This is a genomic window from Streptomyces sp. NPDC031479 (assembly GCF_055581065.1).
In genome coordinates this window covers 18,193-42,437 of the sequence record NZ_JBVIKC010000033.1, presented here as the reverse complement: position 1 = coordinate 42,437, position 24,245 = coordinate 18,193, and the positions used below count along the sequence as shown (strand labels likewise).

Genomic DNA, 24,245 nt, shown 5'->3' with positions numbered 1-24,245 from the left:
AAGGGGTCATGGCTTCGGATAGGCGCACCCTTCTTGCAGATGCAGCTCTCTATGTCCTCGCCGAGGAAGGGATGCGCGGCCTGACCCACCGTGCGGTCGACCGCAGAGCAGCCATGCCGCCCGGCACCACCTCGGCCTACTTCCGCACCCGCGCCGCTCTGCTGACCGGACTCGTCGTCCGCCTGGTCCAACTCGACCAGGCGGAACTTCACACGACGGCCGACGAGCTTCCGCCCCTGCGTACCGTCGAGGAACTGGTGGACGGCATGGTGACGCTCACCCGACAGCGACTCACCGGCGAGGGCCGCTGGCGCTCGCTCGCCCGCCACGCGTGCACCGTCGAAAGCGTGCGCGACAAAGAGCTGCGCGAGATCCTCCTGCCCCGGGAGAACGCCGGCCGCGAGGCCGTCCGGCTGTTCCTCGTCAAGCACGGCGTAACCGACGTCGAGAACCGCACTCATACACTGCTGACCTGCATCGACGGACTGATCTTCGACCGACTGGTGAACGGCGGCGAAGTACCGCGCGAAGCCATCGAAGGACTGGTCGCCGCCGCGCTGCGTTAGGCCCCAGGCATCCACGGTCCCGCTAGAAACAGCTGGCAGCCATAGCTGTCTCCGCCGCCTACGCTCATTCTGAAACGATCAGTAAGAGGGCGGAACGTGAGTTGATGTCCGTTTCGGCTTGGGTGCAGCTCGGGTTGAGTGACCGGTTGCGATGGCGTGCTTGACGCACATGGCATGGTGTCTGAGCTGGGGTTTTGGCCATCCACCGGCTGTGCCGGAGCAGTCGCTCGGTCGAAGCTACACCTTGCCTGATCGCGGCGATTACGTCGCTGGCCCAGGGTGGTGATGTCTACGCTGGCGGCGTGACAGTGGTGTGGGTGACGGGCAATTCGGGGACTGGCAAGTCCACGGTCTGCGGGGTGTTGCGAGCGCGTGGCTACGTCGCGCTCGACGCCGATGAGGACGGTTTCAGTCGCTGGATCGACCGAGCCAAGGGCGAGGTCGTGATGGATCCTCCGTATCCCGTTCCCGAGGGCTGGCTCGATCGATACGGGTGGGCGATCGTCCGCGAGCGCGTTGAGACCCTCGTCGAGGAGTCTCGTTTCCGAATCGCGTTCTTGTGTGGGTCGGCGGAGAACGAGGCAGAGGTCCGCGATCTTTTCGACGTCATCGTGTGCCTGGTGATCAACGAGGACACGCTCCGCCACCGGCTCGCGACCCGCACTACGAACCCATTCGGTCAACATCCCGAAGAGCTCGCAGCGGCCCTGGAGTGGAATCCTCGGATGCGAGCGATCTACGAAAGGCGTGGCGCGACGATCATCGATGCGTCCAAGCCGGTGACCGAGGTGGTGGACAGCGTGATCGACGCAGTTCAGGAGCTGAGCGGCGGTGCGTAAGTTGATGTCCGTTCCGCGCTTTCGGAAGGGGCAAGCGCGGTGTCGCCGGCAGGCTACGGCCGTGGCTGGGTGAACAAGCCCTGCTCGGTCTCGGCCAGGATTCCGCGCTCGGTCAGCCGCTTGAGCTTCGGGCGGGTGTTGTTGATGTTGTCGGGCGCGATCTCCAGGTCCATCACCTCGCACACCTGCCGCGCCCGCAGCGGAGCGTCGGCCGCGGCGAACACCGCCATGATCTGCTGGTGGGCCGGATGGTCCGGCAGCTTCGGGGCCGGCGGCCCGGGCGGTGCGGATCGGGCAGCTCCAGCAGTGTCTTGCGGGTGATCCGCACCTCCTCGGCGGCCCGGCCAAGCTCGTCCAGCCGTGCGGCCAGCTGCGCGATCCGCTCCCTCGTCGCCTCGGCCTGCACGGTGATCTCCCGTTCCCACTCCTCCAGCCGCACCAGCACCGCCCCGAGGGTCAGCTCCCCGCCACTCACGCGCTGGGCCAGGCCGAAGCGGTGGCCCCGGTCAGCGGCTCAGCATCACCGCCGTCATCGCCCAATACACCCGCGACTCCGAACTCTGAACGGTGTCTGTGTCGGCGGCGACCTTGTCCAGCAGCGCGATACCGGCGGCGTTGTCGTGCATGTCAGGCCTGGTGATCGCGGTGGTGGTGCTCGCCGCGTCCGTTGCCGCCGCGTGCACGCTCTGGGTGTCGAGCACCATCAGGCTCGGGTCCGCCTTCCGCCGCGCCTTCTCCCGCACCTGCCAGCGCAGCAGGTCAGGCCGCGCTTGCGGCCCGGTACTTTTTTGCCGAGCCTTCCACGCGGCGATCACCGGCACGATCAGCGCCCACTGCTCGTCGGACAGGTCAGTCTTGTGGGGCTTGCGCTCGCTCACGATGCTCAGCCCAGCACACCCGAGCCCACCGACTGGCTGGGATGCCCCAGTCCCATACGTTCAGGTGACGGCAAATCACCTATCGAATCACATAGCGCCCTCTAATAGACACGGTGACGCGATACCGATGACTGCAACGCGCCCGCTCGGCCGTGCGTCACGGTTGCCGCAACACGCCTTGCGTTGCACCGCTGTCTTCACAAACACCGGCCAGCGATCGGTCTGGACGCCCGGTTGCAGCTGGTGTTGCACCGCCGTCCGTTGCCAGAGGGCATGACGAAGGTCCCGGGGGTCACGACGTCCCCGGGGCCTTCACTTCGCTGACCGCTCGGCTCAACGACGAGGGGGGGGCGGCCTGTCACGCCCAGTCCGCGCCGAGTTTCGCGAGGGCGGCGAGCTGATCGGCAGTGAGCTTGTCGCGCCGGCTTTTGGTGTGGGAGACCCACACGCCCGGCTTCACAACCACCGGCTCCGCCTCGCCCTCGACCGTGACCTCATCGCCGTGGCTGCGCGATACCGGCCGGTCCGTCCCTTTCCGCTCCACCCAATGCGCGAGGGCTGTCAGACTCCGCCGGAATGCCTGCTGCGTCCTGATCGGGCCCCTTTCGCTGTACGACCGGCGCCTGTGGTCGGCCGACGGAACCTGGGAACGCCTGCTCCAGCAGGTCCAAGCCGAGGCCGACGCAGCCGGGGCCGCGCGTGGCGGCGGGCGAGATCGCACCCGTCCCCGAGGAACTCGTCGAGGCCCTGGTCAGGGGACCCGGTCGCGGAGGCCACCCGCCGCTGGCATTCGGGTACGAGCGGGACCGACCCCGCCCAGGCCGCCCGCGTGCTCCCCGACCACATCTGGTGCTCCCTGCGCCCCGACCCGACCCGACCCGACCCGCGCCGAGCCGGGGTCGGGGCCGGCCGGGGCCGGAGCCGCCCAGGTCGGGGCTGGGAACCCCGGCCCCGCCCGCCGCCCCCCCCGGGGGCGGCCGCCGCACAACCCCGGGGACCCCGGAACTTCCCCTGACCGGGCCCTGATCCGCACCCGGACCCACGGGGCACCGCGGTTCGTCCGCCGGTATGACTCGCCCGGCCCCCCGCCCGCCCTACCGTGAGCACCGGGACAGAGCACGCAGACAGGCCAGGGCCTGCGAGCCGGGCGGCGGAAGGACGGGAAGCTGATGAAGGCGATCGTGCAGGACCGCTTCGGCCCGGCCGAGGTGCTCCGCCTCGCGGACGTGCCGGTGCCGGTGCCCGGCCCCCGCGAGGTGCTGGTCCGGGTGCACACGGCCGGGGTCCACATCGGCGACTGGCACCTGATGACCGGACTGCCCGCCGTGGCAAGGCTGTTCGGGGTCGGGCTGCGCCACCCGCGGATCCGGGTCCGTGGCACGGAGTGCGCCGGGACCGTCGCGGCCGTCGGAGCGCGGGTGACCGCGTTCCGGCCCGGGGACGAGGTGTTCGGCGTCGGTACCGGGGCCTTCGCGGAGTACGCGGTCGCCCGTGAGGACCGGATCGTCACGAAACCCGCCGGACTCGGCTTCGCGGAAGCGGCCGCACTCCCCGTGTCGGGCCAGACAGCGCTCCAGGCCCTGCGCGCGGGCGCGTCCGCCGGGCCCGCGCGGCGGGTGCTGGTGATCGGGGCCGGCGGGGCGGTGGGCTCGTACGCCGTCCAGCTCGCCAAGGCCGAGGGGGCCGAGGTCACGGGCGTGTGCAGCACCGGGAAGACGGACCTGGTGCGCCGGCTCGGGGCCGACCACGTGGTCGACTACACCCGCGAGGAGTTCGCGGCCGTGGGCAGCCGCCACGACCTCGTCCTCGACATCGCGGGAAACCGGCCGCTCCCGCTGCTCCTGACGGCGCTGGCCCCCGGGGGCAGGCTCGTCCTGGTCGGCGGCGAGGGCGGCAGCCGCTTCTTCGGCACGCTGCACCGGCAATTGCGGGCCTCTCTGCCCGGAGCGTCCGGCGGCCGGCGGATGCGCGCACTGGTGGCCACGGACAAGGCGGCGGACCTGCGGCAGCTCGCCGTGCTCGCGGCCGCGGGCACCCTGCGCCCTGTGATCGACGCGAGCTTCCCGCTGGCCGAAGCACCCGAGGCGATACGCCGCCTGGAGGGCGGACACGGCCGCGGGAAGCTGGTCCTACGGATCGCGGACGCCGGCTAGCCGGTGGTGGCGCAGGCTTTGGCGAGGAGGCGTTCGGCGGTGCGGGCTGACGCCGTAGCGGGCGAGGGATGCCGAGGTGACGGCGGGCCCGGTGCCGTTCTGGGCGGCGTCCAGGGCGGCGGCGATCTCGGGCAGCCGTGTGTCGGGTGTGGTGCGCCGGGGTGTGCGGTCTTTGGTGCCGGGGTGCGGCCATTGTGCTGGGCGGGGCGGGTGGTGCGGGCTTCGGCGGCGGCGCGGGTCCACCAGCGGCGGCCGTGGCGGTCGATGCCGGGGTCGAGCAGGCCGGTGGTGGCGTCGGCGCGGATGGTGGAGGGGGAGACGCCCGCGAGGGCGGCGACGTCGTCGAGGTGAGGGCGGGGCGGCCGTGGGGGATCACCGGGGGGCGTCTCCTTGATGCGTGGCCGGGTGGCCATGGTGCCCGGGTTGACGGCGACGACCTTGTTGGGCTGCTTGCACTTCGCCGGACCAGCACTGTCGCCCGTGCTGCCTCCAGGTCAGCGGCCTCCACCCACCGCCCTGGGATCCGCTTCTGACGACGCGACCGTGACGTGAACGGGCGTGCCCTGGCACGATGGGCAGCATGACCGGATTGAGCGAAGACCCAGAGTTAACCGGTGTCGCCTCGTGCGAGCTGCGGCTCGCCGTCACAGACTCCGACACCCACTTGCTTCCGCTCCGTGACTGGCTCGCGGCCGAGGATCCCTTGCGGGGCAGGGTGTCCCTGCTGCGGCCGTCCCCCGCGCCCGGGCATATGGGGGCGCTGGCTGACGTCCTTGCCGTCGCCCTGAGTTCGGGGAGCGCCGGGGCGGTGCTCGCCAGGTCGCTGACCACCTGGCTGACACAGCGGCGGGCAGACGTGAAGGTGACCATCACGGCCGTGGGCGGCCGGCAGGTGAGCGTTGACGTGCGCCGTGCCCGCGACGTCGAGGCAGTCATCAGGGAGATCAACGCCCTCGGCGAGCCGCCCGCGTCCGGTGAAGAGTGACCGCGCCCCGGTATCCGCACGGTCCGTCGAGCCGGGCGGTGCTCATCGGGGCGAGCCGGTTCGCCGACGGCGACCTCCCGGCGATCCCCGCCGTGCGGAACGACCTGGACGCCCTGCACCGCGCCCTCACTCACCCGCGCCACGGGCTGCTCGCACCCGAGCATTGCCACGTCCTGTCCGATCCCGGCGACCAGCGCGCCGTCGGCGCGGCACTGGAGCGGGCCGCCGGCGAGGCCGTCGACATGCTGCTGGTCTACTACGCGGGCCACGGACTCCTCGACGACGACGGCCGGCTGCACCTGGCGCTGACTGGCACCGATCCTGCCCGGCCGGGTTTCACCTCGGTACCGCTGGAACTCGTCCAACGCGACCTGGCCCGGGCCCGCGCCCATGCACGCGTCCTGCTGCTGGACTGCTGCTTCTCGGGACGCGCGGTGGCCGCCATGGCCGGACCGCATACCGCCGTCGCCGGCCAGGTCGACCTGACCGGCACCTACACCCTGACCTCCACCACCTCGACCGCCCCATCGCACGCACCGCCCGGCGCCCGCCACACCGCCTTCACCGCGGCCCTGCTCGACGCGCTCGCCCGGGAGGAACCGCTCACCCTCGACGGCATCTACCGGCACGTGGACCGCGAACTGGCCGGCCTGGGCCTGCCCCGGCCGCAACGCCGCTCCGTCAACGCGGCCGGCGACCTCGGCCTCGTCACCGGACCGGCCGTGGTCGACGGGCCGCAAGCCGTTCCGGCGCCGACGGTCGGCGACCAGTACGTCCTCGCCAACCCACGCCGGAGCCCGTTGCAGCGCGCCGGACTCGGCCTGCTCTGGCTGGCGGTCCTGTCGGCCCCCGTTACCTGGCTCGTCAACGCCGACCTCCTCGCCGTCCATATCGTGCCGGCGCTCATCCTGATCGGGCGGCTGCGACGGTACGACTACGCGCTGACCGTCGACGGCTCGGGCCTGACGATGCGGGACGGGCCCCAAACTCACCACATCCCGTGGCAGGACATCGAGTACGTCGGGATCCTGGGCCACGACCCCCGGTACACCGAAGAGATGGGCATCGTCCTGGTCCGCCTGCGCCCCCACGTTGTCGAGCGCCTGGACGCCCTGACAGGGCTGCCGTCCCTGCCCGGCTGGCTGTACCGCACGAGCGGGAGCGACTTCCGCAGGCTGGGCTATGTCAACTTCTGCAAGCTCAGCGACATCGGCGCGATCGAGCACGGCCTGAAGGAGGCCGTCGTCGGCGTTGCGGGCAAGACAGCATTCCGCAGCGACCGCGAGCTGATCGAGCAAGACCACAGACTCGCCTCGCCGCACCCCTGATCAGAAGGCACGCCGCGACCCCGCGCTTGCACCCACGCCGGTCCGCAGCCGGCCGTCCGTGACGCGGACGGCAGGGTGGAGATTCCGCCGGGGCGGGTCGCGGCCGACGTGCCGCCCACCGAGCTGCGGGTGGGGGATCAGATGGTGAGCGACGGCCGCCTGGTCGCCATCGCACGATGATTCTGCGCACCGGCCGGGTTGCCGCAGCAGGGCGGACGGTGCGGGTCTTACCGTCCCCTGGCGGGTTTCCAGCGGGGGTCAAGGGCAAGTGGGCCCCGCACGGCCAGAGTCCACCCGTCCGCAGGCAGACCGGGCATCAGCACCCGGGCGCTGCCCGGGGGTGGGAGGCTGGGCGGATGGATGCCGCGTGGTGGGGCCGGCGCTGCGGACTGAACCGCTTCGGCTTCACCGACGGCGCCCCCGGCTGCCATACCGTCCGCATCCTGATCCCGATCCGTTGGCTTCACCATGCGGTGCTGTTCACAGAGGGGGCCGTGGCCGACGGGTTGTTCCCAGGTCTGATCACCACGGCGGGAAGGGGGGGGCTGGCTGTCGGGCAACGGCGACAGTGGCAGTGCCCCACCCGCCTTTTCCGCGCCCGCCGCTGCTGCGCCAACCTGGCAACGTGCGTGCGGACGTGTATTCGTGAACAGCGGTCGCACGGCCGGGGCCGACGTACGGTCGAGTAACGGGCCGAGCCGTGTGGCCGGCACCGTCCCCCTGGCGCCAGTCTCGGCCGGCGCCTCGACGCTATGACCGGAGCAGCCCATGCTTCTCTATGCCCAGACCCCAGCACGACGGAGCCGCCAGATCCTCGCGGACCTGATGGCCGTGGTCGTCATCGCCTGCGCGGTGTGGTTCGCGTTGGCTGTCCACGATGCGATCATGCTCCTGGCCGAGCCGGGACGAAAGGTGGAGAGCGCCGGCGAGGGCTTTGCCGGCGCTCTCCACGACGCCGGCCAAACAGCCTCGGACGTGCCGCTGGTCGGCGGCCTGCTGAAGAAGCCCTTCCAGTCCGCGGCCGATGCCGGCACCGGGCTTGCCGACGCCGGGCAGTCCCTGCAAGACGCAGTCAGCCAGTTGGCTTTCCTGGTCGCGGTTGGTCTGGTCGTCGTCCCCGTGGCTTTCGTACTCCTGGTGTGGGTTCCCCTACGCGTGCGCTGGATGCGTCGCTGTGCCACCTTCCGAAGCCTTTACAGCGGACCCCACGGCGCCGACCTCCTTGCGCTGCGCGCCCTCACCGGACCGCCGGGCGACCTCCGCGCGATCCCCGCCCCGCCGGGCGGCCTCGCGGATGCCTGGCGCCGCGGTGACCAGCAGGTCGTCGCCGCCCTGTCCGAGATCGCACTCAGGCGGGCGGGCTTGCGGCCCTGACAAGCGCAACAGTGGCTAGTCCCCCTCCTTCGGCCGGCCCCCGTTCGGTGGTGGACGATATTTTTGAGCCGCAGAGGTCGCCAGGGCCGAGGGCGGGGCCGAGGATTTCGCCGTCGACGCGTACGCGGCGTCCGCCCTGGGCGTCGGGCGGGCAGACGATGACGCGCAGGGCAGGGCTCGTTCCTCCACCGTGGCGGTAGGCGGTCATTCCAGTACTCCGACGGCGGTGTCGGGGCGGCAGTGCGGTCAGGCGGGGATGCCCTCGGCGAGGGCCCGCCGCGCGGCGTCGGTGGACGCCGGCTTGCAGCGGGTGCGGGTGTCCCAGCAGGTACCGGCGTGGACCCGCATGGGCGGGCGGCCGGTGCCGATGCCGTGCTCGATGAGCCAGTCCGGGCGCAGCGGAGCCGGCCGCCGCGCGACCTCGAACGGGGCGCGCTGCTCCTCGGCGGCGGCAAGGGCGCGCTCCGTGCGGGAGAGTTCGCCGCGCGGGTAGGTGACCAGCGTCCGCAGCCGGGGGAGGTCGGGCGGCAGGACGGACGCGCTCAGCCTCCGTACTGCGCCTGCCCCGCGGCCCTGCACGACATGCACAGGGGTTTCTCTGGGGGAGACGGTGTGGCGCGAGGCAGACGAAGGTCGGCTTGTGCAGCTCAGCGCGCGGATCGCCAACGTCAGTCGCTGCAACAGGTGTGGTGGCATCGCCGGTTCGGGTGACTGACCACAGCACCGGTGGTTCAGGGCACGGGGGCAGGCTCCAGCTGCCCAGCAGGTCCGCGGCGATATGCCTGCTCAGATACCGTCCTGCTCATGGCTTCCGCAAAGTACCCAGTGCTTCCTGAATCTGTACGCCACGGTCTACGTGCGATCGTCTTCGACACGAACTCTTTCCCCCGCGGCGGACTCGACCTGGAACTTCTCACGGTCTGGGGGAACCGCGCTGCGGAAGAGGGGTTTGAAGTCTGGGTGCCAGAACCGGTGCTGTGGGAGCTCGTTGAGCACGCCGGCTCATCGTGGGAGGCATGGCGCGCGAGTACGAACCAGGCGAGGAAGGCCATGCAAGCAGCCGGGCTCGACGTCCCGGCCGAGGGTCCGTACTCGACGCGTGAGGAGGTGATGACCGCTGTAGAGGGATCGCTTCGCAGCCTTGCTCCGTCGGTCCGAATCCTGGATCTCGACGGCGACCTAGCAGTGGAGGCACTTCGCGACCAGGTGCAGATACGTCCACCCGCCAAGAAGAAGAGCGACGTCAAGACAGGGGCTGCTGACAGCGCTTGGCTCCGACAAATTCTGAGGACAGCCGACAACAAGGTCGACTCTTTTGTGATTGTCGGCGCCGACGCGGATGTCTACCAGGCTTTCAGCAGCTGGGGCCTACCGAAGCCGCACATGGTGCCGCTGCACGCGCTACACGAGTCGCTCTTCGTACTGAAGGCACCGAGCGACGAGATCATGAACACCATCGTTGAATTTCTGCAGGGTGTCGTGGGCCTGCCGCTCGGGGGAGGCCGGACGCCAGAAGGCAACCTGACCCTCGGTGACGTCGATCTTGGCGGGTTGATACACGAATGGGAGCTCGACCAGGTACGCAACGTGGAGCTCGGTCACGTCCTTGCTTTCCTTGGGATGAACCAGGTGAAGATCAGTCGGAGGGGGCTGGTCACGGCTCAGGTATTCCTGCTGGTCGACGCGGAATACAGCGGCTGGCGGATCAACGAGGACGGGACATCGATCGCCCATACTTCGACCCTTCCTCAGGTTTGGGTGCGGGACGTACTCAGCTTCACTCTCAACGAGGGCTTGGTAACCCTCGCCCGGTCTGAGACTGGCCAGGCTATGGCATTTCGAGCCGAAAACATGGCCCACAACGATGAAGACGTGGCCTTCGACGAACTCCTTGACGGGCTCGCTTTGATCCCGGGTCTGGACGGAGAGCTAGGGGGCGATGGCTACGAATCCACGAACGCGCGCGCCCACGTCAACGGTTTCGATCTTGAGTTGGTGTCGGAGAGCGGAGGTGTCGATTCGGAGTGGTGCGCCACCGTCACACTGTCGAAGGATGACTGGTCAGAGTCCCTGGAAGTGCGCTGCGTATGGGACTCCGTCCGCGTTCCGTACGAGATGCCCGACCTGATGCCCGCGTACCTGCTCATCACAGACGAACCAGCGGACGTACAGATTCCAGCCGATTGGGCGGCGCCCGCCTGGGCCATCAACCTCATCTGGCCCCGCCCGCCCGTCGCCGGTTCGACTACGACGCCTGACGCACCTTCCCAGAAAGGCGAAGACCCTCCACTTGGCGAGTCCGACTGAGCCCCTCAGCATCATCCAGGGTGCGGCCAGCTCGTCTTTGGCGTCGGCGGAGCAGATCCGCGGTTTGCGGCTGGTGACACGGTTTTTGTCGGCACCCCGACTGGGGAAAGACCCCTGCGGGTTCGGCTGGGCGGTCCGAGTAGGGTGCGGTTAAAAGCGGGGGTGGAAGATCTTGAACTTTAATGTGCCTGGCCCAGAAGCCGACTGGTTGGATGCACCTGTCTCAGCATGCGCGAACCCGAACCCTGCGTGGCAGACAAGCATGTGGTGGTACATCTCGGGTCTATTCCGCGTGGTGGCAGGCCTTGCACCGTCGCTGGACTCCGTGGCGGGCCGGTTGAAGCTGACGACCGAGCGGGGCTGGGAGGAACTGAGCCCCGTCGATGTCGCGATGATCCAGATCCGTGGCGTGCACTTTGCGCTCCACCGCATGGAGCACAGCCCGATGACGGACACCATCGTGTCCGTCATCAACGAAACGGAGGACGACGAGGCAGCGATTGACACTCTGCTCACCGCCCTGGGCGTAGGCCGTGAGGTCCTGACGTTCAGGGGAGATCTCCGACGCGGCGACGACGAAGTCGAATGGCTGCCGGCAGCACGTCCCCTGGACTGACCTGAAGGGGCACTTCTTGCCACCACGAAGCGTCTGGTGCTTCAGGCTCCGGTACGCGCTGGCTTGGGCGGCGGCTGCCCGAACAGGACCGTTCGCAATGCTGCGTAGAGGTGGAGCCCCCACAAGGGATCTCCCATCGTCTGACCTGTTGATTCTGGTCAGTCTTCGGGGCCGTGCGCGTCCTGCCGGCCGTGGGCGGGGATCGGTAGGAGCGTTGCGGCGGCGTCCTATCCGGTGCACGCGACCGTGCCGAAACGGGTGAGGGCGTCGAGTGCCGTCATGGTCTTGACCGGGGCCGCGCGGTCGGCGGCGAGCGTGCACGCCTGGGCGTACACGCCTGGGTGTGCACGGTGGCGGCCCCGGTGCGGGTGCGGCCGTCGAGGACCCACACCCACGGTGTTGCCGGGGACGTCGCCGCGCCGGTGGGGTTGCGGTGGGTGGGTACCTGGTCCTGGGGAACACCGGGGATCGGGCGCAGCTGGGCGGCCGTCACCCACGTGCTGTACTCGGCCGGCTCGACGCCGCCGCCTTCGGTCGTCTGGCAGAGGGGGACGCCTATGCGGTATACCCACAGTCCGGTGTCGAGCTGGACTCGTCGGCGGGGGTGCGGTCACGGTCAGGGGCGGGTCTGCTGCTCCTGCCGGGCCTGCTGGCAGGGCATGCACAGCGGGCTGGCACCTGCTCCGTAGCGGGTGGTGGGCCGGCGGCAGCGGACGCAGGGTCTGTCGAGACGGGCGCGGGGCGTGCGGGTGCGGCGTCGATGGGCCGACTCATGCCGCGGCCTTCCGTCCTGCCGCCGGGGTGTGGGTGTGGGCGGCGTGGCGGAGCTCGACGCCGCCAGCCCGCCAGCCGGCGGGCTCCGTCCAGTAGGGGTCCAGCCAAGGTGAGCCCAAAAGCCGCCACCGGATGATCTTGAAGCCCTGACGAGGTACGCCTTCGATGAGAAGGACTCGGCTGTTCTATCAGGCGTGAGCGTTCCCGTCCGTGCTGGCTGGCTCCTTGAAGGCGGTCTCCGTATTGTCGTCCTCGTCGAGCGCGGGCCGGCGGCCGAAGGGGCCGTCCTGGCCGGGCAGGGCGCCCAGTACTGGAGCGTCTTTCGTGCGGTGGATGCCGTAGATCATGCGCTCATGCTCCCCGCCATCTGGCCCGGAATGCTCCCGACGGTCTGGAGGGCGGCGAAGTCGGCGTGTGCCGCGTCGACGGCCTCCGGGTACGCCTGCCGCTTCGTGTACTCGGCGAGGGCCCGGTAGATGCTGGACAGGCTGGGGTTGTGTCCCTTGCGCTTGCCGGTGGGAATGATCAGGTCGGGCTGGATCTGCTCGACGCTCTCGCCGCCCGCGCGGCGCCGCAGCACGGTGTGGAGCATGTCGTCGGTGATGACCGGGGGCCGGCCGCCGTGCTTGCCCTTACGGGCCGCGGTGTCGAGCCCTTCCAGGGTCGACTCACGGATGTTCTCCCGCTCGGTCTCCGCCATCGCGGCGAAGAACGCGAACAGGAGGCGGCCGTGCCCGGTGGGGTCGTAGATCCCGGCGAGCGGTCCAGCGAGCATCTCCAGGACCAGGCCGTGGGCGGCGAGGTGGTCGGCGAGCGCAGTCAGTTCGGCGGCGTCCCGCCCGAGGCGTTTCATCTCGTACACCGTGAAGATCACCCGGCAGTGCGGGGCGTGCGCCTTGATCTCCCGCGCGGCGGCGAGGGCGGCCTCGAACTTCGGGCGGACCCGGACGCGGGTGCTGATCTTCTCGGCGAAGATCTTGTCCCGGGGGACGCTCTTGGCGGCGAGCGCGTCGAGCTGGCTCTGGAGTTCCTGGGTGAGGGTCGAGCAGCGGGCGTAGCCGATGCGGATGTCCGCGCTCGGGGTGTCCGGGTCGATGGGCGCGGGCGCCGGGGTGCCGGGGCGCCATGGCTGCCCCGGACCCCGGTCGGCCGGGGTTGGCACCCGCAGGAGTTTCGCGAGCTGGGGCACCTTCGTGAAGCGGCCGGTGTGATAAGTCCCCGCGACCGCGCCGGAACGCGAGCGGCAGGGTGAACCTGACGATGCGTGACAGCGCGGGCAGGGGTGACGCTCGACGTCGTCCGCTTCGGACGCGAGTGCGGTTTGAGGGTCCGTCATGACCTCAGATGCTGTCACAAACTATTCCCAGAACATGCCCAGTTCCAATCTTTCGTGAGAGCGAGTTGTGACAGTGAATCCGTGATCCGGACCGTTCCCGTCGACCATTTTTGATCTTGCTCCGGGAAAGGGTCGTTTGTGAGAATCGCCCTGTCTGTTCCTGCCTGGCAGCTCTGGTCAGTTCGCCACGTGGCTTGCGGTGTGACTATCCGGATGGCGTGAGCAGGGCCCGGCCCTTCTGCCTGCCGTGCTCGATGCGCAGCGGGCAGAAGGGCCGGATGTCATGTCGTGGTCACCGAGCGCAGCCCCTGGGCTTGGGGTGCGTCACGGCGTGTGTAGGTCAGTCGCGATTGGGGTGCGCGGTGGCGGAGTAGGCGTCGTGCCAGGCCGCTTTGGCGCCTGAGTCGCCGATTCGGTAGACCTGTACGCCGGCACCGACGCCGATGAGGAGGGACAGCACGGTGGCGGCGATGCGGAGCGGCGTGCCCACCGTGCTGGTGGATCCCTCCGCCTGGGGGGTGTGGTGGTTGGTGCGGCGGTAGAACCACCACACCGCCGCGGACACGAGGAAGAGCCCGATGGCCCAGGGGAGCAGTTCGTCGCCGAGTTCGGTGTGCTTGCGGACCAGGGGGTCGTCGTCCACGTGGCGTTCCAGCCACTCGCCGGCGTTGGTCGTCAGCGGCACGCTGATCAGGGACACCAGGGCGAGGGCCAGCAGGGCGAGGCCGAATCTGCGCATGACGGAGGGGAGGGCTGCGCACAGGATCAGGGCGAGGGCGGTGAGGGGTACCAGGACCACGACGACGTGCACGAGCAGGACGTGTGCGGGGATGCCGTTGATCAGGTCGAGTCCCACAAGGGGCTCCTTCGGGGGACGGTGGTCAATGTTGGACAGGGACGAGTAGGAATCCTGCGGCGGCTGAGGTCTCAAGCCGCGGCCGCGAGCGGGGGCGCCCGTTCCTTGCGTGCGGGAATAGCGCTGTGTCGCACTTCATGACCCATAGTGGCTGAATCCTGGAGTTCGCCATTCCTGGCCGTCGGGTAGAACCGCGAGTGCTTCGTAGCCGTCCAGTGTTTCCACCCAGTCCTGTGCCCCGCTGCCTCGGGCGAAGGCGGCGGTGGCGTAGGTGTCGGTCAGCGTCAGACGTGGCCCGACGAGGGTGAGGGAGGCGAACGTGTCGGCGGGTTTGCCGGTGTGCGGGTCGATGATGTGATGGCCGCGTTCGGCGGTGCCGGAGGTGGCGACGGCCAGGTCATGGCCGGCGGTGATGAGGGTGGCCAGTTCGCCGGGGCGTAGCGGGTGGGCGATGCCGATGCGCCACGCCGTGCCCGGGCCCGCCTGGCCGCGGAGCTGCAGGTCACCTCCGCCGTTGACGCACGTGTGGTGCGCGCCCGCGTCGTAAAGGAGCTGAGACGCGGTCTCGGTGGCCCAGCCTTTGACGAGCCCTGAGGGGTCGAGGGTCCCTGCGGGGATGACGCTGAACCAGCCATCGCTGGCGTGGGCGGCCTGGGCGCAGAGGGACATGACCTCGTGGACCTCGGGTGGGCAGTCGCCGAGGTGGATCTCGCCACGTTCGAGGCGGCTGATGTGACTGTCGGGCCGGTAGGTGGAGAACACGGCATCGACCTGGTGGAGGTGGTGCACGGCCTCGGCGAGGGCGCGGCGGATAGCGGGGGTCGCCTGGTCGCGGATGTCGAAGGAGAAGACGGTGCCCATGACGTGTTCGACGTGGCGAAGCCCGGTCGCGGTGTCAGGCATGGGCCTGGTCCAGGGCGCTCTGGAGGGACTGGATGTAGCCCTGGCTGGTGTAGCTGGCTCCGGAGACGGCGTCGATGTGCGCGCTCTGGGCACCGATCGCCTCCTGGGTGAGGCGGGGCAGGGCGTAGGCGGCGATCTCCTGGTCACGACCTCTGCGGTCAGGAGCCTGGAGGACCTTGATCGAGGTGATCCTGCCCTGGCTGAGGGTGGCGGCGACCTGCACGGTTCCGTACTGGGTGCCGATGGGATCTCCGGTGAACGTGCCCGTCCCGGTGGGCGTCCCCGGCGAGGTACCTGCGGGAGTGTGCGAGGTCGTGGGGGAACGGGGAGCCGCCGCGGCCAGGGCGGGGAGCTGGTGGGGTTTGAGAGCGAGCAGGGCGACGACCAGGGCGCTGATCCCGGTGGTGGCGAGGACGGCTCGGCGCATGGCGGTTCTCCTCAGAACGCGAAGGACTCGTGGTGGATACGCCGGGCCGGGACACCGGCTTCGCGCAGGGCACTGATCGCGGCCTCGGTCATGCCGGGCGGGCCGCAGAGGTAGACGTCGTGCGCGGCCAGATCGGGGACCAGGGTGCTCAGGGCCCGAGCGGTGAGGGGAGGGGAGTGTCCGGCCGGTTCGTCGACGATGTAGTGCACGGTGGCCCCTCGGCGGGCGGCTATCGCGTCGAGTTCACCGCGCAGGGCGAGGTCTTCGCGGCGGCGGGCCCGGTAGATGAGGGTCACCTGGCCCGGGAGCGTCTCGAAGAGCGTGCGCAGGGGGGTGATGCCGACGCCGCCGGCCAGGAGCAGGACCTTGGGGGCGGTGCGGCGGTCCGCGGTGAAGGCGCCGTACGGTCCCTCCGCCCATACCCGGGTACCGGGTGACAGGCGGGCGAGCGCGGCGCTGTGGCCGCCGGCCGTCTTGACCGTGATGCGCAGGTGGTCCGGGTGCGCGGGGGCCGAGAGGGAGTAGGGGTTCGCGGTCCACCACAGTCCGCGGGCCAGAAAGCGCCACCGCAGGAATTGCCCCGGTTCGCCACCGAGTTCATCGAGGTGCCGGCCGGTGAAGTAAACGGAGACCACGCCCGGTGTCTCTGGGTGGACCGCGGCCACGCGCAGGCGGTGGCGCAGCCCTCGCCGGACGGGCACGGCGAAGCGGTACCAGGCGACCACGGCCGCGACACCGAGGAACAGCGTGTACCAGGCCGCCTGGGCGAGGCGGTTTCCGACGAAGTCGGCTCCGTTGGACAGCTGGTGGCCGAAGGTGAGGAAGACCGCCAGGTAGGTGGCGAAGTGCAGATAGTGCCACGTCTCGTAGCTCATCCTGCGTCGGGCAGCGCGGGCGGACAGGATCCCAGTGGCCAGGAACAGCAGGAAGCCGGCCGTGCCCTTGAGCAGGTCGGGGTAGCGCAGGACGAGTGTGGAGGTCTGGCTGACCACGTTCGTGTGGGAGGTCAGCGAGTAGCCCCAGATGATCAGCAGAGTGTGCGCAAGGGCCAGGAACACGGTGCAGCGGCCGCCCCAGGCGTGCCAACGGGCGAGCCGGTCGGTGCCGACGGTGTGATCCAGGAGCGGCATCCGGGCCATGAGCGCCAGCAGGACCGCGCAGGCATATCCGGCCAGGAGCCCGGTGATACGTCCCGCGCCGGTCAGCCAGCCCGCCGGACCGACCACCGAGTTCGTGTCGCTCCACCACAGCGCGAGCACCCCGGCGGCGCCGGCCCAAATGACCAGCGGCACCAGGAACGGGACGAGGCTGCGGCGCGGGCGCCGGTGGCGCATCCCGCGGCTCGCATACGGCGTGGTGGTGAACGTGGTGGTCATGGGGCTCCTCCGGACATGGCACCCGCTCCGGCGATGGGCGGCCAGCCTCACAGCCCAACCTCTGTGTACCTTCTGAAACAGCTCCGCCGACCGTCCCCGGCTCCGATTCAGAGGAAACTCAGAGACATGCCACACCCCTGCCGTGGCCTGCGCCGGGGATGCTGAAGGGACCATGAACGAGCCGCGTACGACATCACTTCTGCACCGCCCGGACGGGGATCCCGTACGGATCCTCGTCGTCGACGACGAACCCGACGTCACCGATGTCCTGGCCGGGGTCATGAACGGCGAGGGCTGGCAGGTGCGCACCGCGGGAGACGGTGCGACCGCGCTCGCGACGGCCCGTGACTTCCGGCCCGACGCGGTGGTCCTGGACTGGATGCTGCCCGACCTGGACGGCCTCCAGGTCCTGCGCGGCCTCAGACGCGAGATGCCCAAGGTATGTGTCCTGTTCCTCACCGCCCGCGACGCCGTCGAGGACCGCATCGCCGGGATCACCGCGGGCGGCGACGACTACGTCACCAAGCCCTACAGCCTCGAAGAAGTACTGGCCCGACTACGCGGACTGCTCCGACGCTCCGGCATGACCGCCGAACCGGGCGCTAACCTGCTCGCCGTCGGCGACCTCACCATGGACGAGGAAGCCAGGGAAGTCAGACGCGGCGGCGCCATCGTCGACCTGTCCCGCACCGAGTTCGAACTCCTCCGATTCCTCATGCGCAACCCCCGCCGGGTCCTGTCCAAGGACCAGATCCTCGACCGGGTCTGGGCCTACGACTTCGGCGGCCGCGCCCACATCGTCGAGCTCTACATCAGCTACCTGCGCAAGAAGATCGACGCCGGACGCACCCCGATGATCCACACCGTGCGCGGCGTCGGCTACGTCCTCAAGCCGGACACCCCGTGAGGCGCCCGCTGCCCCGCACCCTGCGCGGCCAGCTCACCGCCGGACTCGTCACCCTCCTCGCCCTCGCCTGCCTCGCCGTCGCCATCACCACCGCCCTCGCCCTGCGCGGCTTCCTCATGGACCGTCTGGACGAACAGCTCGCCGCCTCCGGAGGCCGGTTCGCGGCCAGCCTGGAACACGAGGCCAAGCCCGACACGGACAACCGGCCCGACACCCGGGGCCAGGCCGAGGCGACCTTCGGCGCACGCCTCCTTAACGACACAGTCACCCAGGCCGCCGTCGTCGACGACGCCACCGACCGCCCCCTCCAGCTCACCCCCGAAGACCGCCGCACCCTGGCGGGAATTCCGGTGGACGGAGGCGGGCACAGCATCCGCCTCTCCGGCCTGGGCAAGTACCGCGTCACGGCTGTCCGGGGCGACGACCAGGACACCCTGATCACCGGCCTGCCCCTGCACGCGGTGGAAGAGACCGTTCACCGCCTCGAAGCAGTCGAAGCCGTTCTGTTCGGTGCCGCGCTCGTGGCGGCCGGCACCGCCGGAGCCGTCTGGGTGCGGATCTCCCTGCGCCCCCTCCAGAAAGTCACCGCCCATGCGGCGGAAGTCGCCGGGCTACCGCTCGCCAGCGGCGAGATCGCCATGCCCGGCCCCCTCTCCGACACCGACCCCCGCACCGAGGTCGGCCAGGTCGCCACCGCCCTCAACCACATGCTCGGCCACGTCGAAGACGCCCTCACCCGACGCCAGGCCAGCGAGGAACGCCTGCGGCACTTCGCCGCCGACGCCAGCCACGAACTGCGCACCCCCGTCGCCAACATCCGCGGCCACGCCGAACTCGCCCTGCGCCACCGCGGCCCCGTGCCCGCTGAAGTCCGCCACGCCCTGGAACGCATCGACAGCGAGTCCCTGCGCATGACCCGCCTCGTCGATGACCTGCTGCTTCTCGCGCGTCTTGATGCCGGACGGCCCCTCGAACACGAGGCGGTCGACCTGACCCTGCTGATCCTGAACGCGACGGACGACGCACGTGCCGCCGGCCCCGACCACCGCTGGCTCCTCGACCTCCCTGAGGAGCCGGTCACCGTGACCGGCGACGCCCACCGCCTCCAACAGGCGATCGGCAACCTCCTCGCCAACGCCCGCACGCATACCCCACCCGGCACCGACGTGACGATCTGCCTCACCACGGAACAGGCCAGCGTCCGCGTGGACGTGAGTGACAACGGTCCCGGCATCCCCGACGCACTCCAGCCCGAAGTCTTCCGACGCTTCGTCCGCGCCGACCACGCCCGCTCCCGCAAAACCGGAAGCACCGGACTCGGCCTCGCCATCGTCCACGCCGTCATCACCGCCCACGGCGGAACCGCCACCATCACCAGCCGCCCCGGACACACGACCTTCCGCATCACGCTCCCCGGCTGACCACCGCCCCGTACTACCTGCGTGGGACAGACCCGGATCGTCGGCCGCGTCGGCCTGCCCCACGATGTCACTGCCCTCCTCGTCGGTGCGGCCGCCGCACGCCGAAGCCCGGTCTGAGACGGAGAGCAGATGACAACGCGCACCAGTCGGCAGGCTGGCGCTTGACGGTCTCGGCGCTTCGCCCTGAGCCTCCGGTGATGCACGGTTCGGCCCAGCACAGCAATGGTTCACGGGGGTCCGAGGCGGCACTACGACGCCACCTGGGCAGCGTCGCTGTGCGCTCGGGTGGGTGACGGGACATACGCATAGCGGCTGGCGCTCGCGCGAGCGATAGGCGGCCGACGGTGTCGCGGACCTCTGTGCGGGCTTCGCCGTCAGGATTGAGTGGTTCAAGCGGCTGGGACCCGCTCGTCCTCCAGCGTGGTGAAATCGATGTCGAGGCGGGTGTCGTAGTCCTGCGGGGTGATGCCGAGTTCGTGGGTGGAGTACACGCCGAACCGGTTGATGTGCTCGGTCAGGTACGGCGAGATCTCGGCCAGGTCCAGCGGGTCGATCTCCCAGCCCTCGGCTTGCAGCTGCCGCACCACGTCCGCGATGTCCAGGGTGTTGTGGAAGATCACCAGGTTGGCCAGCAGCGAGGTGAACTTCACGTCCTTCTCCTGCTCGACCGGGTCGTTGTGCGCCACCGTGCCGCGCTGCCCGAACCGCACCCAGTCGCTGAAGCCGTTGAACGCCTCGACCTTGTTGGTCGCGGCCGTCACTCGGCCGCGCAGTGGGGCGTCCGAGAGGTAGCGCAGCAGCTGGACGGTGCGGATCACCCGCCCGACCTCCCTAAAGGCCGTGTAGGTGGCGTTCTTGTGGGAGCCGGAGCGCAGCCGCTTGAGCAGCAGCGTCGAGGAGATCGTGCCCTCTCGGACCGAGACGGTGACCCGCATCAAGTCCTTGAAGTGGGTCTCGATCAGGTCCCAGTCGATCACGTTGCGGCCCGCCTCGCCGAACAGCGCGTCGATGTGCTCGTAGACGGCATGCCGGGACGGGCGGAAGAACAGGCAGTCCTTCCAGTTGCGGATCCTGGGCATCAGGTCGATGCCCAGGAGATCCGCGAGCGCGAACACCGGATAGCTCTGCCCTTGCGTGTCCGCGTGGAGGGTGCCCGGCTGGACCTCGCTCGCGTTCTTCAGCAGGCCCTCGATGATGTAGACCGCCTCCCACACCCCGCACGGCACGAAGTGCGTGAACAGCGCGATGTACAGGTCCGAGATGTGGTGGTACGCGATGCCGCCCACGGCCCCATACCGCACGGAGGTCTCGGCGAGGAGGTTGTCGAGGTAGGTGTCCATGTGGGTGCCGTCGGCCGCGGCGGTGGTGCCGTTGCCCCAGGCCCGGGACATGTCCAGCTTGGCGTGCGCGTTCACCACGTCCGTGAGCGCCTCGTTCAGCTTCGCGGTGGTCGCGTGCCGGCGGGCGGCCACCGACAGCTCGTGCGCGCTGACATCGGCGATGTGGCGGGCGGCCTCGGCGAAGGTCATGTTCGTGCCCTTGACGAACGTCGTGATCACATACCTGCCGAAGGGGTCCTTCAGCTTCGGATCGTTGCCCGATGCCGGCCCGAACCGGCGCCACCACTCGATCCAGTAGCCGGTACGGGCCACGATGCCCAGCAGCGACCGCTCCGGCATCCGCGCCTTGATCGCCTGCTCCAGCCGCACAGCACCCTTGCGGGGCCCCTTCGCCCGCCGCGCCTTGAGCTTGGGCACCCCGGTGTCCGGGTCGATGAACAACTCGTCGTTGTCCGGGTACTCCCCGTCCGCCGCGGCAGCCGCCCCGGTCAGGCGCCTGCGCAGCAGGGCAACCAGCGCGCGGCCGTCGAACGGCGTGGTCTCGCCCGGCTTGAGCATGCCGACCTCGACGAGGTACTCGGGCAGTTTCGCCTCCACCTGCTCCCAGGGCAGCAACTGTTCGGACCAGTCGGCGTACTCCTCCGACCCGATCACCGCCACGTCCCCGGTGCGCAGTTCGTCGGCGAGGTAGTAGAAGACCATGGCCTCGAAGTGGCGGCGTACGAAGTACCCGGGCCGGCGGCGGTCCCGGATGACCTTCTGCCAGTTCTGCGTCGCGAAGGAGACGTCGACCTTGGCCCCGTCCGCGTCACGGTCGAGGATGTAGTCGCGGGCCGGGGTGCGGTGGGCCTTGGCGTGCAGCAGGGCGTCCAGGACGGCGGTGTCCTCGCTGGTGGCCTTCAGCTCGATGACGTCGCTCAGGTCGAACATCACCGGACGGTCGGCCTTCAGGTGCCCGTGCAGCAGCACCTCCCAGTTGTCGCCGTGGTGGGCGGAGACCTTCTCGATCTGCGCGTACTGGGCCTCGAACCCGCCGAGCCCGTCCACCGCCGAAACCAGCGAGCCCAGGCCGTTCGACTGGACCATCAGCCCCTCGGCCAGCAGCAGGAACGCCGGCGAGACCTTCCCGCCAAGCCGCTGGGCGACCTCGGACACACTGGACTCCTCATCCAGGCCCTCCAGCGCGTCCAGGGCCTCCTTCGTCAGCGCCGCCGCCCTTGCCCGGGCGCGCTGCGCGGGCCCTTCCTGGTCGACCTGCTGGAGCAGGGTGCGGTAGTTCCCGATCAGCCTCTCCACAATCTCCTGCTGCTGGCGGTGGATCTCGGCCAGCTCCTCGCGGGCCTTCTTCGCCTTCGCCGCCATCCGCTTGCAGAACATCGTGGCCACATCGTCCCGGGCGCGCATCCGGGCCTTGGCCGCCAGACACGCGATCAGCGCCACTCGCCGGGCCTCGGTGTAGTCCTTCAAAGTGCCCGCGTCCTGGGCCTCCGCCTCGCCCGCGAAGTCCGCGACCGTCGCCGACGCGACCCCCTCAAGCCACTTCCCCGGATCACCGAGCCCGTCCACCCACTCCACATGGCCCTTGAGCCGCTTGAAGTGCGACCACGTCGCCCGGCCTGGGTTCTGCTTGAGCGCGTTGAACAGCGTCTTGCCGTCCAGCCCGATCACGTCCGCCAGCCCCAGCAGCCGGCCCCGCTCCTCCCCGGTCATCCGGCCCCGGATCTCCGCGAGGATCTCCTCGTTGACCTGGCCCCGCACCGTAGACGCCATCGCGTCCAGCGTGGAGAACCGCGGGATCTCCAGCCCGGCCTCGACCAGCTTCTCCAGCGCGATGTTGATCAGGTCCGCCGGATTGTTCTTCGACGCCGCCTCGATCCGCATCGTCTCCTCGGCCAGAGCGCGGGCCGCCGGGCCGTCGTAGCGCACCTGGCACCGCTCACGCACCCACGACCGGTACCGCTCGGCCGTCCGGCCCGACGCGTACACCGGCAACGTGCTCTCCGGCAGCTCCGCCGCCCGGCGCACGAACTCCACCACCTGGTCCGGCACGTCGTGCGCCTTCGGGAAACAGCCCATCCGCTGGTAGGACTTCAGTGCGACCAGCAGGGCGAGCTGGTGCTCGTCGGTGTCCGTGACCTCCTCGGCCCAGGCCCGCTCCTCCTCGCTGGGAGTGAAGAACACGTGCAGCTCGCGCGCGGTGATCAGCCGCTTGAACCGCGGATACGCGGTCCTCTCGATCGAGGTCATGCCTACCCCACTCGACGCCCAGACTCCAAGGCGCCTCATGCCGCGCCCGCGTGATCATCCCCAGCCCACAGACCTGAGAAGATCGGAATCCCGGAATCCCGAACACGAGTAGTTCGGCGGTGGTATTAGGGACAGCAGGAGATCAGAAACCAAGATCATCTGGTGGCGGCTTTTGGGCTCACCTTGGCTGGACCCGTACATGCTGTGCACGCGCGACGTCGACGTACCACACGAGGGCGCGACACCATCGTCTGCTGGGCATGCAGGTCGATCCACACCACGTCTCCGACGTCCCCCACGAACACCATGCTGGATAACGGGCTCCACGGTACACAGCGGATGTTTGGAACTGACCGTCACGAAATATCCGCCACAGCCAAGTTCAAGGAGCGCCATCAGCGCCGCATCCGACGGCGCGCTTGAACGCCGAAAACTCCTGGGACGGTGTCGCCGAGTCCCAGGAGCCGTCGGCTCGCTGACTTGCTGGTGCGCCTACCGCTGCCCTCCTGGAGGTCAGACTCCGGCGCAGTTGGTGAACGAAGTCCGGGTGCGGGCGCTGTAGATGCTCGCACCGCCGTTGACGTCGTACTTGAGAGGCACCGTGATCGTGTCGTCAGCGGTCCAGGGGAAGCCCTGGGTGTCGAAGGTCCAGGTGCCGGTGGCCTTGGTGGCCAGTTCGGACAGCGTGACCCACCCGTACTGGCGCGGGGGCACGCTCACGGTCAGCTTGTTGCCCATTTCCTGTTTGAGGTCCAGAGTTGTGGCGCCGTTGACCTCGGCGCTGACGGTGAGCTCGAGGTTGGCGATACCGGGGATGCTGCCACTGACTTTCAGGCTTCCGTCCAGTTTGAAGCCGATGGTGTTGGTCCACCCCGTGGTCGTGTTCAGCGTGAACTCCCACGGGATCGTGGTCGAGGTGTCGTTGAACCAGATCGGGGAGACGCAGGTCTCCGGCAGCGTGAAGGGCGGTGTCTGGCTGGCCGTGGACCACGAGCAGGTCGCGGAGTCCTTGGCGCATCGGGCGGCCGCGTAGTCCACGGCGGTGTTCCACGCCGTCTGGTAGACCGAGGTGGGCACCGTCCACTGCTGCTGCGGCGTGTTGTCGCAGCGGTAGGTGTACACCCAGTTGTCGGTGTTGGGCGGTATCTGGACGGTCAGACAGGTGTTGTCGCCGACCTGGCGGATCCTGAAGGCCTTCTTCGCGGATCCGTCGATCGGTTGGAAGTACCACTGTTCGGTCGTGCGTCCGTCACAGGTCTGCTGCCGCAGTTGGTAGCGGGCCGTGGTCAGGTCCATGCACTTGCCGGTGGTGGTGTTGACGATGGCGAACCCCGAGCCGATGGCGGTGCCCGTGTTGATGCGCCACGTCGTGGCGGACCCCGGCGCCGGGTTGACGGAGATGGCCGCGTTGTCCTCGTAGTCGCCGTTCTGCACGTCCAGCAGCTTGTTGTTGCTGACGTTGGTGAACGTCAGCTGGACGAGTGCGGCGCTGGCCGGGGCGGTGCCGACCCCCATGGCGGCGCCCAGCATCGCGGCGATGACGAGCGCCGTCCGCCACAGCGATCTTCTTTTTCTGGCTCTGGCTCTGGTGGTGGTTCTGGTCACGCGCGTG

Annotated in this window: 22 protein-coding genes; 10 read left to right on the top strand and 12 right to left on the bottom strand. The window is 69.5% G+C overall.

The genetic code is table 11. The features are described from left to right. Positions 1-8 precede the first annotated feature (8 nt). Positions 9-566 carry a TetR/AcrR family transcriptional regulator gene (locus ACZ5D2_RS29030; protein WP_468933342.1) on the top strand — a complete coding sequence of 186 codons (558 nt, stop codon included), beginning with the start codon at positions 9-11 and terminating at the stop codon, positions 564-566. 302 nt (positions 567-868) lie between these two features. After that, the gene (locus tag ACZ5D2_RS29025; RefSeq protein WP_371681518.1) at positions 869-1,405 is read left to right on the top strand and encodes an AAA family ATPase; all 537 of its coding nucleotides are present in this window, start codon (positions 869-871) and stop codon (positions 1,403-1,405) included. Positions 1,406-1,577: 172 nt separating this feature from the next. Here the strand turns inward: ACZ5D2_RS29025 and ACZ5D2_RS29020 are convergent, their stop codons facing one another. Both ACZ5D2_RS29020 and ACZ5D2_RS29015 read right to left on the bottom strand, forming a co-directional pair. After that, on the bottom strand, positions 1,578-1,880 hold the full coding sequence (locus ACZ5D2_RS29020; protein ID WP_468933338.1) for a hypothetical protein: 303 nt from the start codon (positions 1,878-1,880) through the stop codon (positions 1,578-1,580). Between the two features lie 31 nt (positions 1,881-1,911). Continuing rightward, positions 1,912-2,283 (bottom strand): hypothetical protein, encoded by a 372-nt coding sequence (locus ACZ5D2_RS29015; protein ID WP_331738818.1) that lies wholly within the window; start codon positions 2,281-2,283, stop codon positions 1,912-1,914. 1,169 nt (positions 2,284-3,452) lie between these two features. Between ACZ5D2_RS29015 and ACZ5D2_RS29010 the strand changes: the two genes are divergently transcribed. Beyond that, complete coding sequence (locus ACZ5D2_RS29010) at positions 3,453-4,436, top strand: NAD(P)-dependent alcohol dehydrogenase (protein WP_468933333.1); 984 nt, start codon at positions 3,453-3,455, stop codon at positions 4,434-4,436. Here ACZ5D2_RS29010 and ACZ5D2_RS29005 read toward each other — a convergent pair. Further along, positions 4,433-4,849: a hypothetical protein gene (locus ACZ5D2_RS29005; protein WP_468933331.1), complete on the bottom strand. Its 417-nt coding sequence runs from the start codon at positions 4,847-4,849 to the stop codon at positions 4,433-4,435. The genes ACZ5D2_RS29010 and ACZ5D2_RS29005 overlap by 4 nt on opposite strands. Positions 4,850-5,007: 158 nt before the next feature. Here ACZ5D2_RS29005 and ACZ5D2_RS29000 point away from each other — a divergent pair, with 158 nt between their 5' ends. The 3 genes from ACZ5D2_RS29000 to ACZ5D2_RS28990 all read left to right on the top strand — a co-directional run bounded on the left by ACZ5D2_RS29000 (position 5,008) and on the right by ACZ5D2_RS28990 (position 8,123). Beyond that, positions 5,008-5,421, top strand: a complete 414-nt coding sequence (locus ACZ5D2_RS29000) for an effector-associated constant component EACC1 (protein ID WP_468933328.1) — start codon at positions 5,008-5,010, stop codon at positions 5,419-5,421. After that, positions 5,418-6,749, top strand: a complete 1,332-nt coding sequence (locus ACZ5D2_RS28995) for a caspase family protein (protein WP_468933326.1) — start codon at positions 5,418-5,420, stop codon at positions 6,747-6,749. Before ACZ5D2_RS29000 ends, ACZ5D2_RS28995 begins: the two co-directional genes overlap by 4 nt. 768 nt (positions 6,750-7,517) lie before the next feature. Beyond that, a complete protein-coding gene (locus ACZ5D2_RS28990; protein ID WP_468933323.1) occupies positions 7,518-8,123 on the top strand; it encodes a hypothetical protein in 606 nt (201 codons plus the stop codon). 246 nt (positions 8,124-8,369) lie between these two features. On the opposite strand, the gene ACZ5D2_RS28985 is transcribed toward ACZ5D2_RS28990, so the two are convergent. Next, positions 8,370-8,711: a DUF6233 domain-containing protein gene (locus tag ACZ5D2_RS28985; protein ID WP_371681520.1), complete on the bottom strand. Its 342-nt coding sequence runs from the start codon at positions 8,709-8,711 to the stop codon at positions 8,370-8,372. Between the two features lie 216 nt (positions 8,712-8,927). Between ACZ5D2_RS28985 and ACZ5D2_RS28980 the strand changes: the two genes are divergently transcribed. Further along, positions 8,928-10,430 (top strand): hypothetical protein, encoded by a 1,503-nt coding sequence (locus ACZ5D2_RS28980; protein WP_468933320.1) that lies wholly within the window; start codon positions 8,928-8,930, stop codon positions 10,428-10,430. A 262-nt stretch (positions 10,431-10,692) separates the two neighbouring features. Then, positions 10,693-11,046, top strand: coding sequence for a hypothetical protein (locus tag ACZ5D2_RS28975; protein WP_331738839.1), 354 nt, complete (start codon positions 10,693-10,695; stop codon positions 11,044-11,046). 962 nt (positions 11,047-12,008) lie between these two features. On the opposite strand, the gene ACZ5D2_RS28970 is transcribed toward ACZ5D2_RS28975, so the two are convergent. The 6 genes from ACZ5D2_RS28970 to ACZ5D2_RS28945 form a co-directional block, all read right to left on the bottom strand. Beyond that, entirely contained in the window at positions 12,009-12,167 is a 159-nt protein-coding gene (locus ACZ5D2_RS28970; RefSeq protein WP_468933316.1) for a hypothetical protein, read from the bottom strand. Beyond that, a complete protein-coding gene (locus ACZ5D2_RS28965) occupies positions 12,164-13,156 on the bottom strand; it encodes a recombinase family protein (protein WP_468933313.1) in 993 nt (330 codons plus the stop codon). The genes ACZ5D2_RS28970 and ACZ5D2_RS28965 overlap by 4 nt, the downstream gene beginning before the upstream one ends. Positions 13,157-13,496: 340 nt before the next feature. Then, positions 13,497-14,012 (bottom strand): DUF2231 domain-containing protein, encoded by a 516-nt coding sequence (locus ACZ5D2_RS28960; RefSeq protein WP_468933311.1) that lies wholly within the window; start codon positions 14,010-14,012, stop codon positions 13,497-13,499. Between the two features lie 135 nt (positions 14,013-14,147). After that, complete coding sequence (locus tag ACZ5D2_RS28955; protein ID WP_271245243.1) at positions 14,148-14,915, bottom strand: FAD:protein FMN transferase; 768 nt, start codon at positions 14,913-14,915, stop codon at positions 14,148-14,150. After that, complete coding sequence (locus tag ACZ5D2_RS28950; protein ID WP_468933307.1) at positions 14,908-15,342, bottom strand: FMN-binding protein; 435 nt, start codon at positions 15,340-15,342, stop codon at positions 14,908-14,910. The genes ACZ5D2_RS28955 and ACZ5D2_RS28950 overlap by 8 nt, the downstream gene beginning before the upstream one ends. Before the next feature lie 11 nt (positions 15,343-15,353). After that, positions 15,354-16,718, bottom strand: a complete 1,365-nt coding sequence (locus tag ACZ5D2_RS28945) for a ferredoxin reductase family protein (protein WP_468933305.1) — start codon at positions 16,716-16,718, stop codon at positions 15,354-15,356. A 172-nt stretch (positions 16,719-16,890) separates the two neighbouring features. Here ACZ5D2_RS28945 and ACZ5D2_RS28940 point away from each other — a divergent pair, with 172 nt between their 5' ends. Both ACZ5D2_RS28940 and ACZ5D2_RS28935 read left to right on the top strand, forming a co-directional pair. Next, positions 16,891-17,625 (top strand): response regulator transcription factor, encoded by a 735-nt coding sequence (locus ACZ5D2_RS28940; RefSeq protein ID WP_468933302.1) that lies wholly within the window; start codon positions 16,891-16,893, stop codon positions 17,623-17,625. After that, positions 17,622-19,046: a sensor histidine kinase gene (locus ACZ5D2_RS28935; protein WP_468933299.1), complete on the top strand. Its 1,425-nt coding sequence runs from the start codon at positions 17,622-17,624 to the stop codon at positions 19,044-19,046. Before ACZ5D2_RS28940 ends, ACZ5D2_RS28935 begins: the two co-directional genes overlap by 4 nt. A gap of 389 nt (positions 19,047-19,435) precedes the next feature. Here ACZ5D2_RS28935 and ACZ5D2_RS28930 read toward each other — a convergent pair whose 3' ends face one another. Together ACZ5D2_RS28930 and ACZ5D2_RS28925 are read right to left on the bottom strand one after the other, a co-directional pair. Beyond that, positions 19,436-22,633, bottom strand: coding sequence for a Tn3 family transposase (locus tag ACZ5D2_RS28930; RefSeq protein ID WP_468933296.1), 3,198 nt, complete (start codon positions 22,631-22,633; stop codon positions 19,436-19,438). Between the two features lie 513 nt (positions 22,634-23,146). Beyond that, the gene (locus ACZ5D2_RS28925; protein ID WP_468933293.1) at positions 23,147-24,238 is read right to left on the bottom strand and encodes an RICIN domain-containing protein; all 1,092 of its coding nucleotides are present in this window, start codon (positions 24,236-24,238) and stop codon (positions 23,147-23,149) included. Between the last annotated feature and the right edge of the window lie 7 nt (positions 24,239-24,245).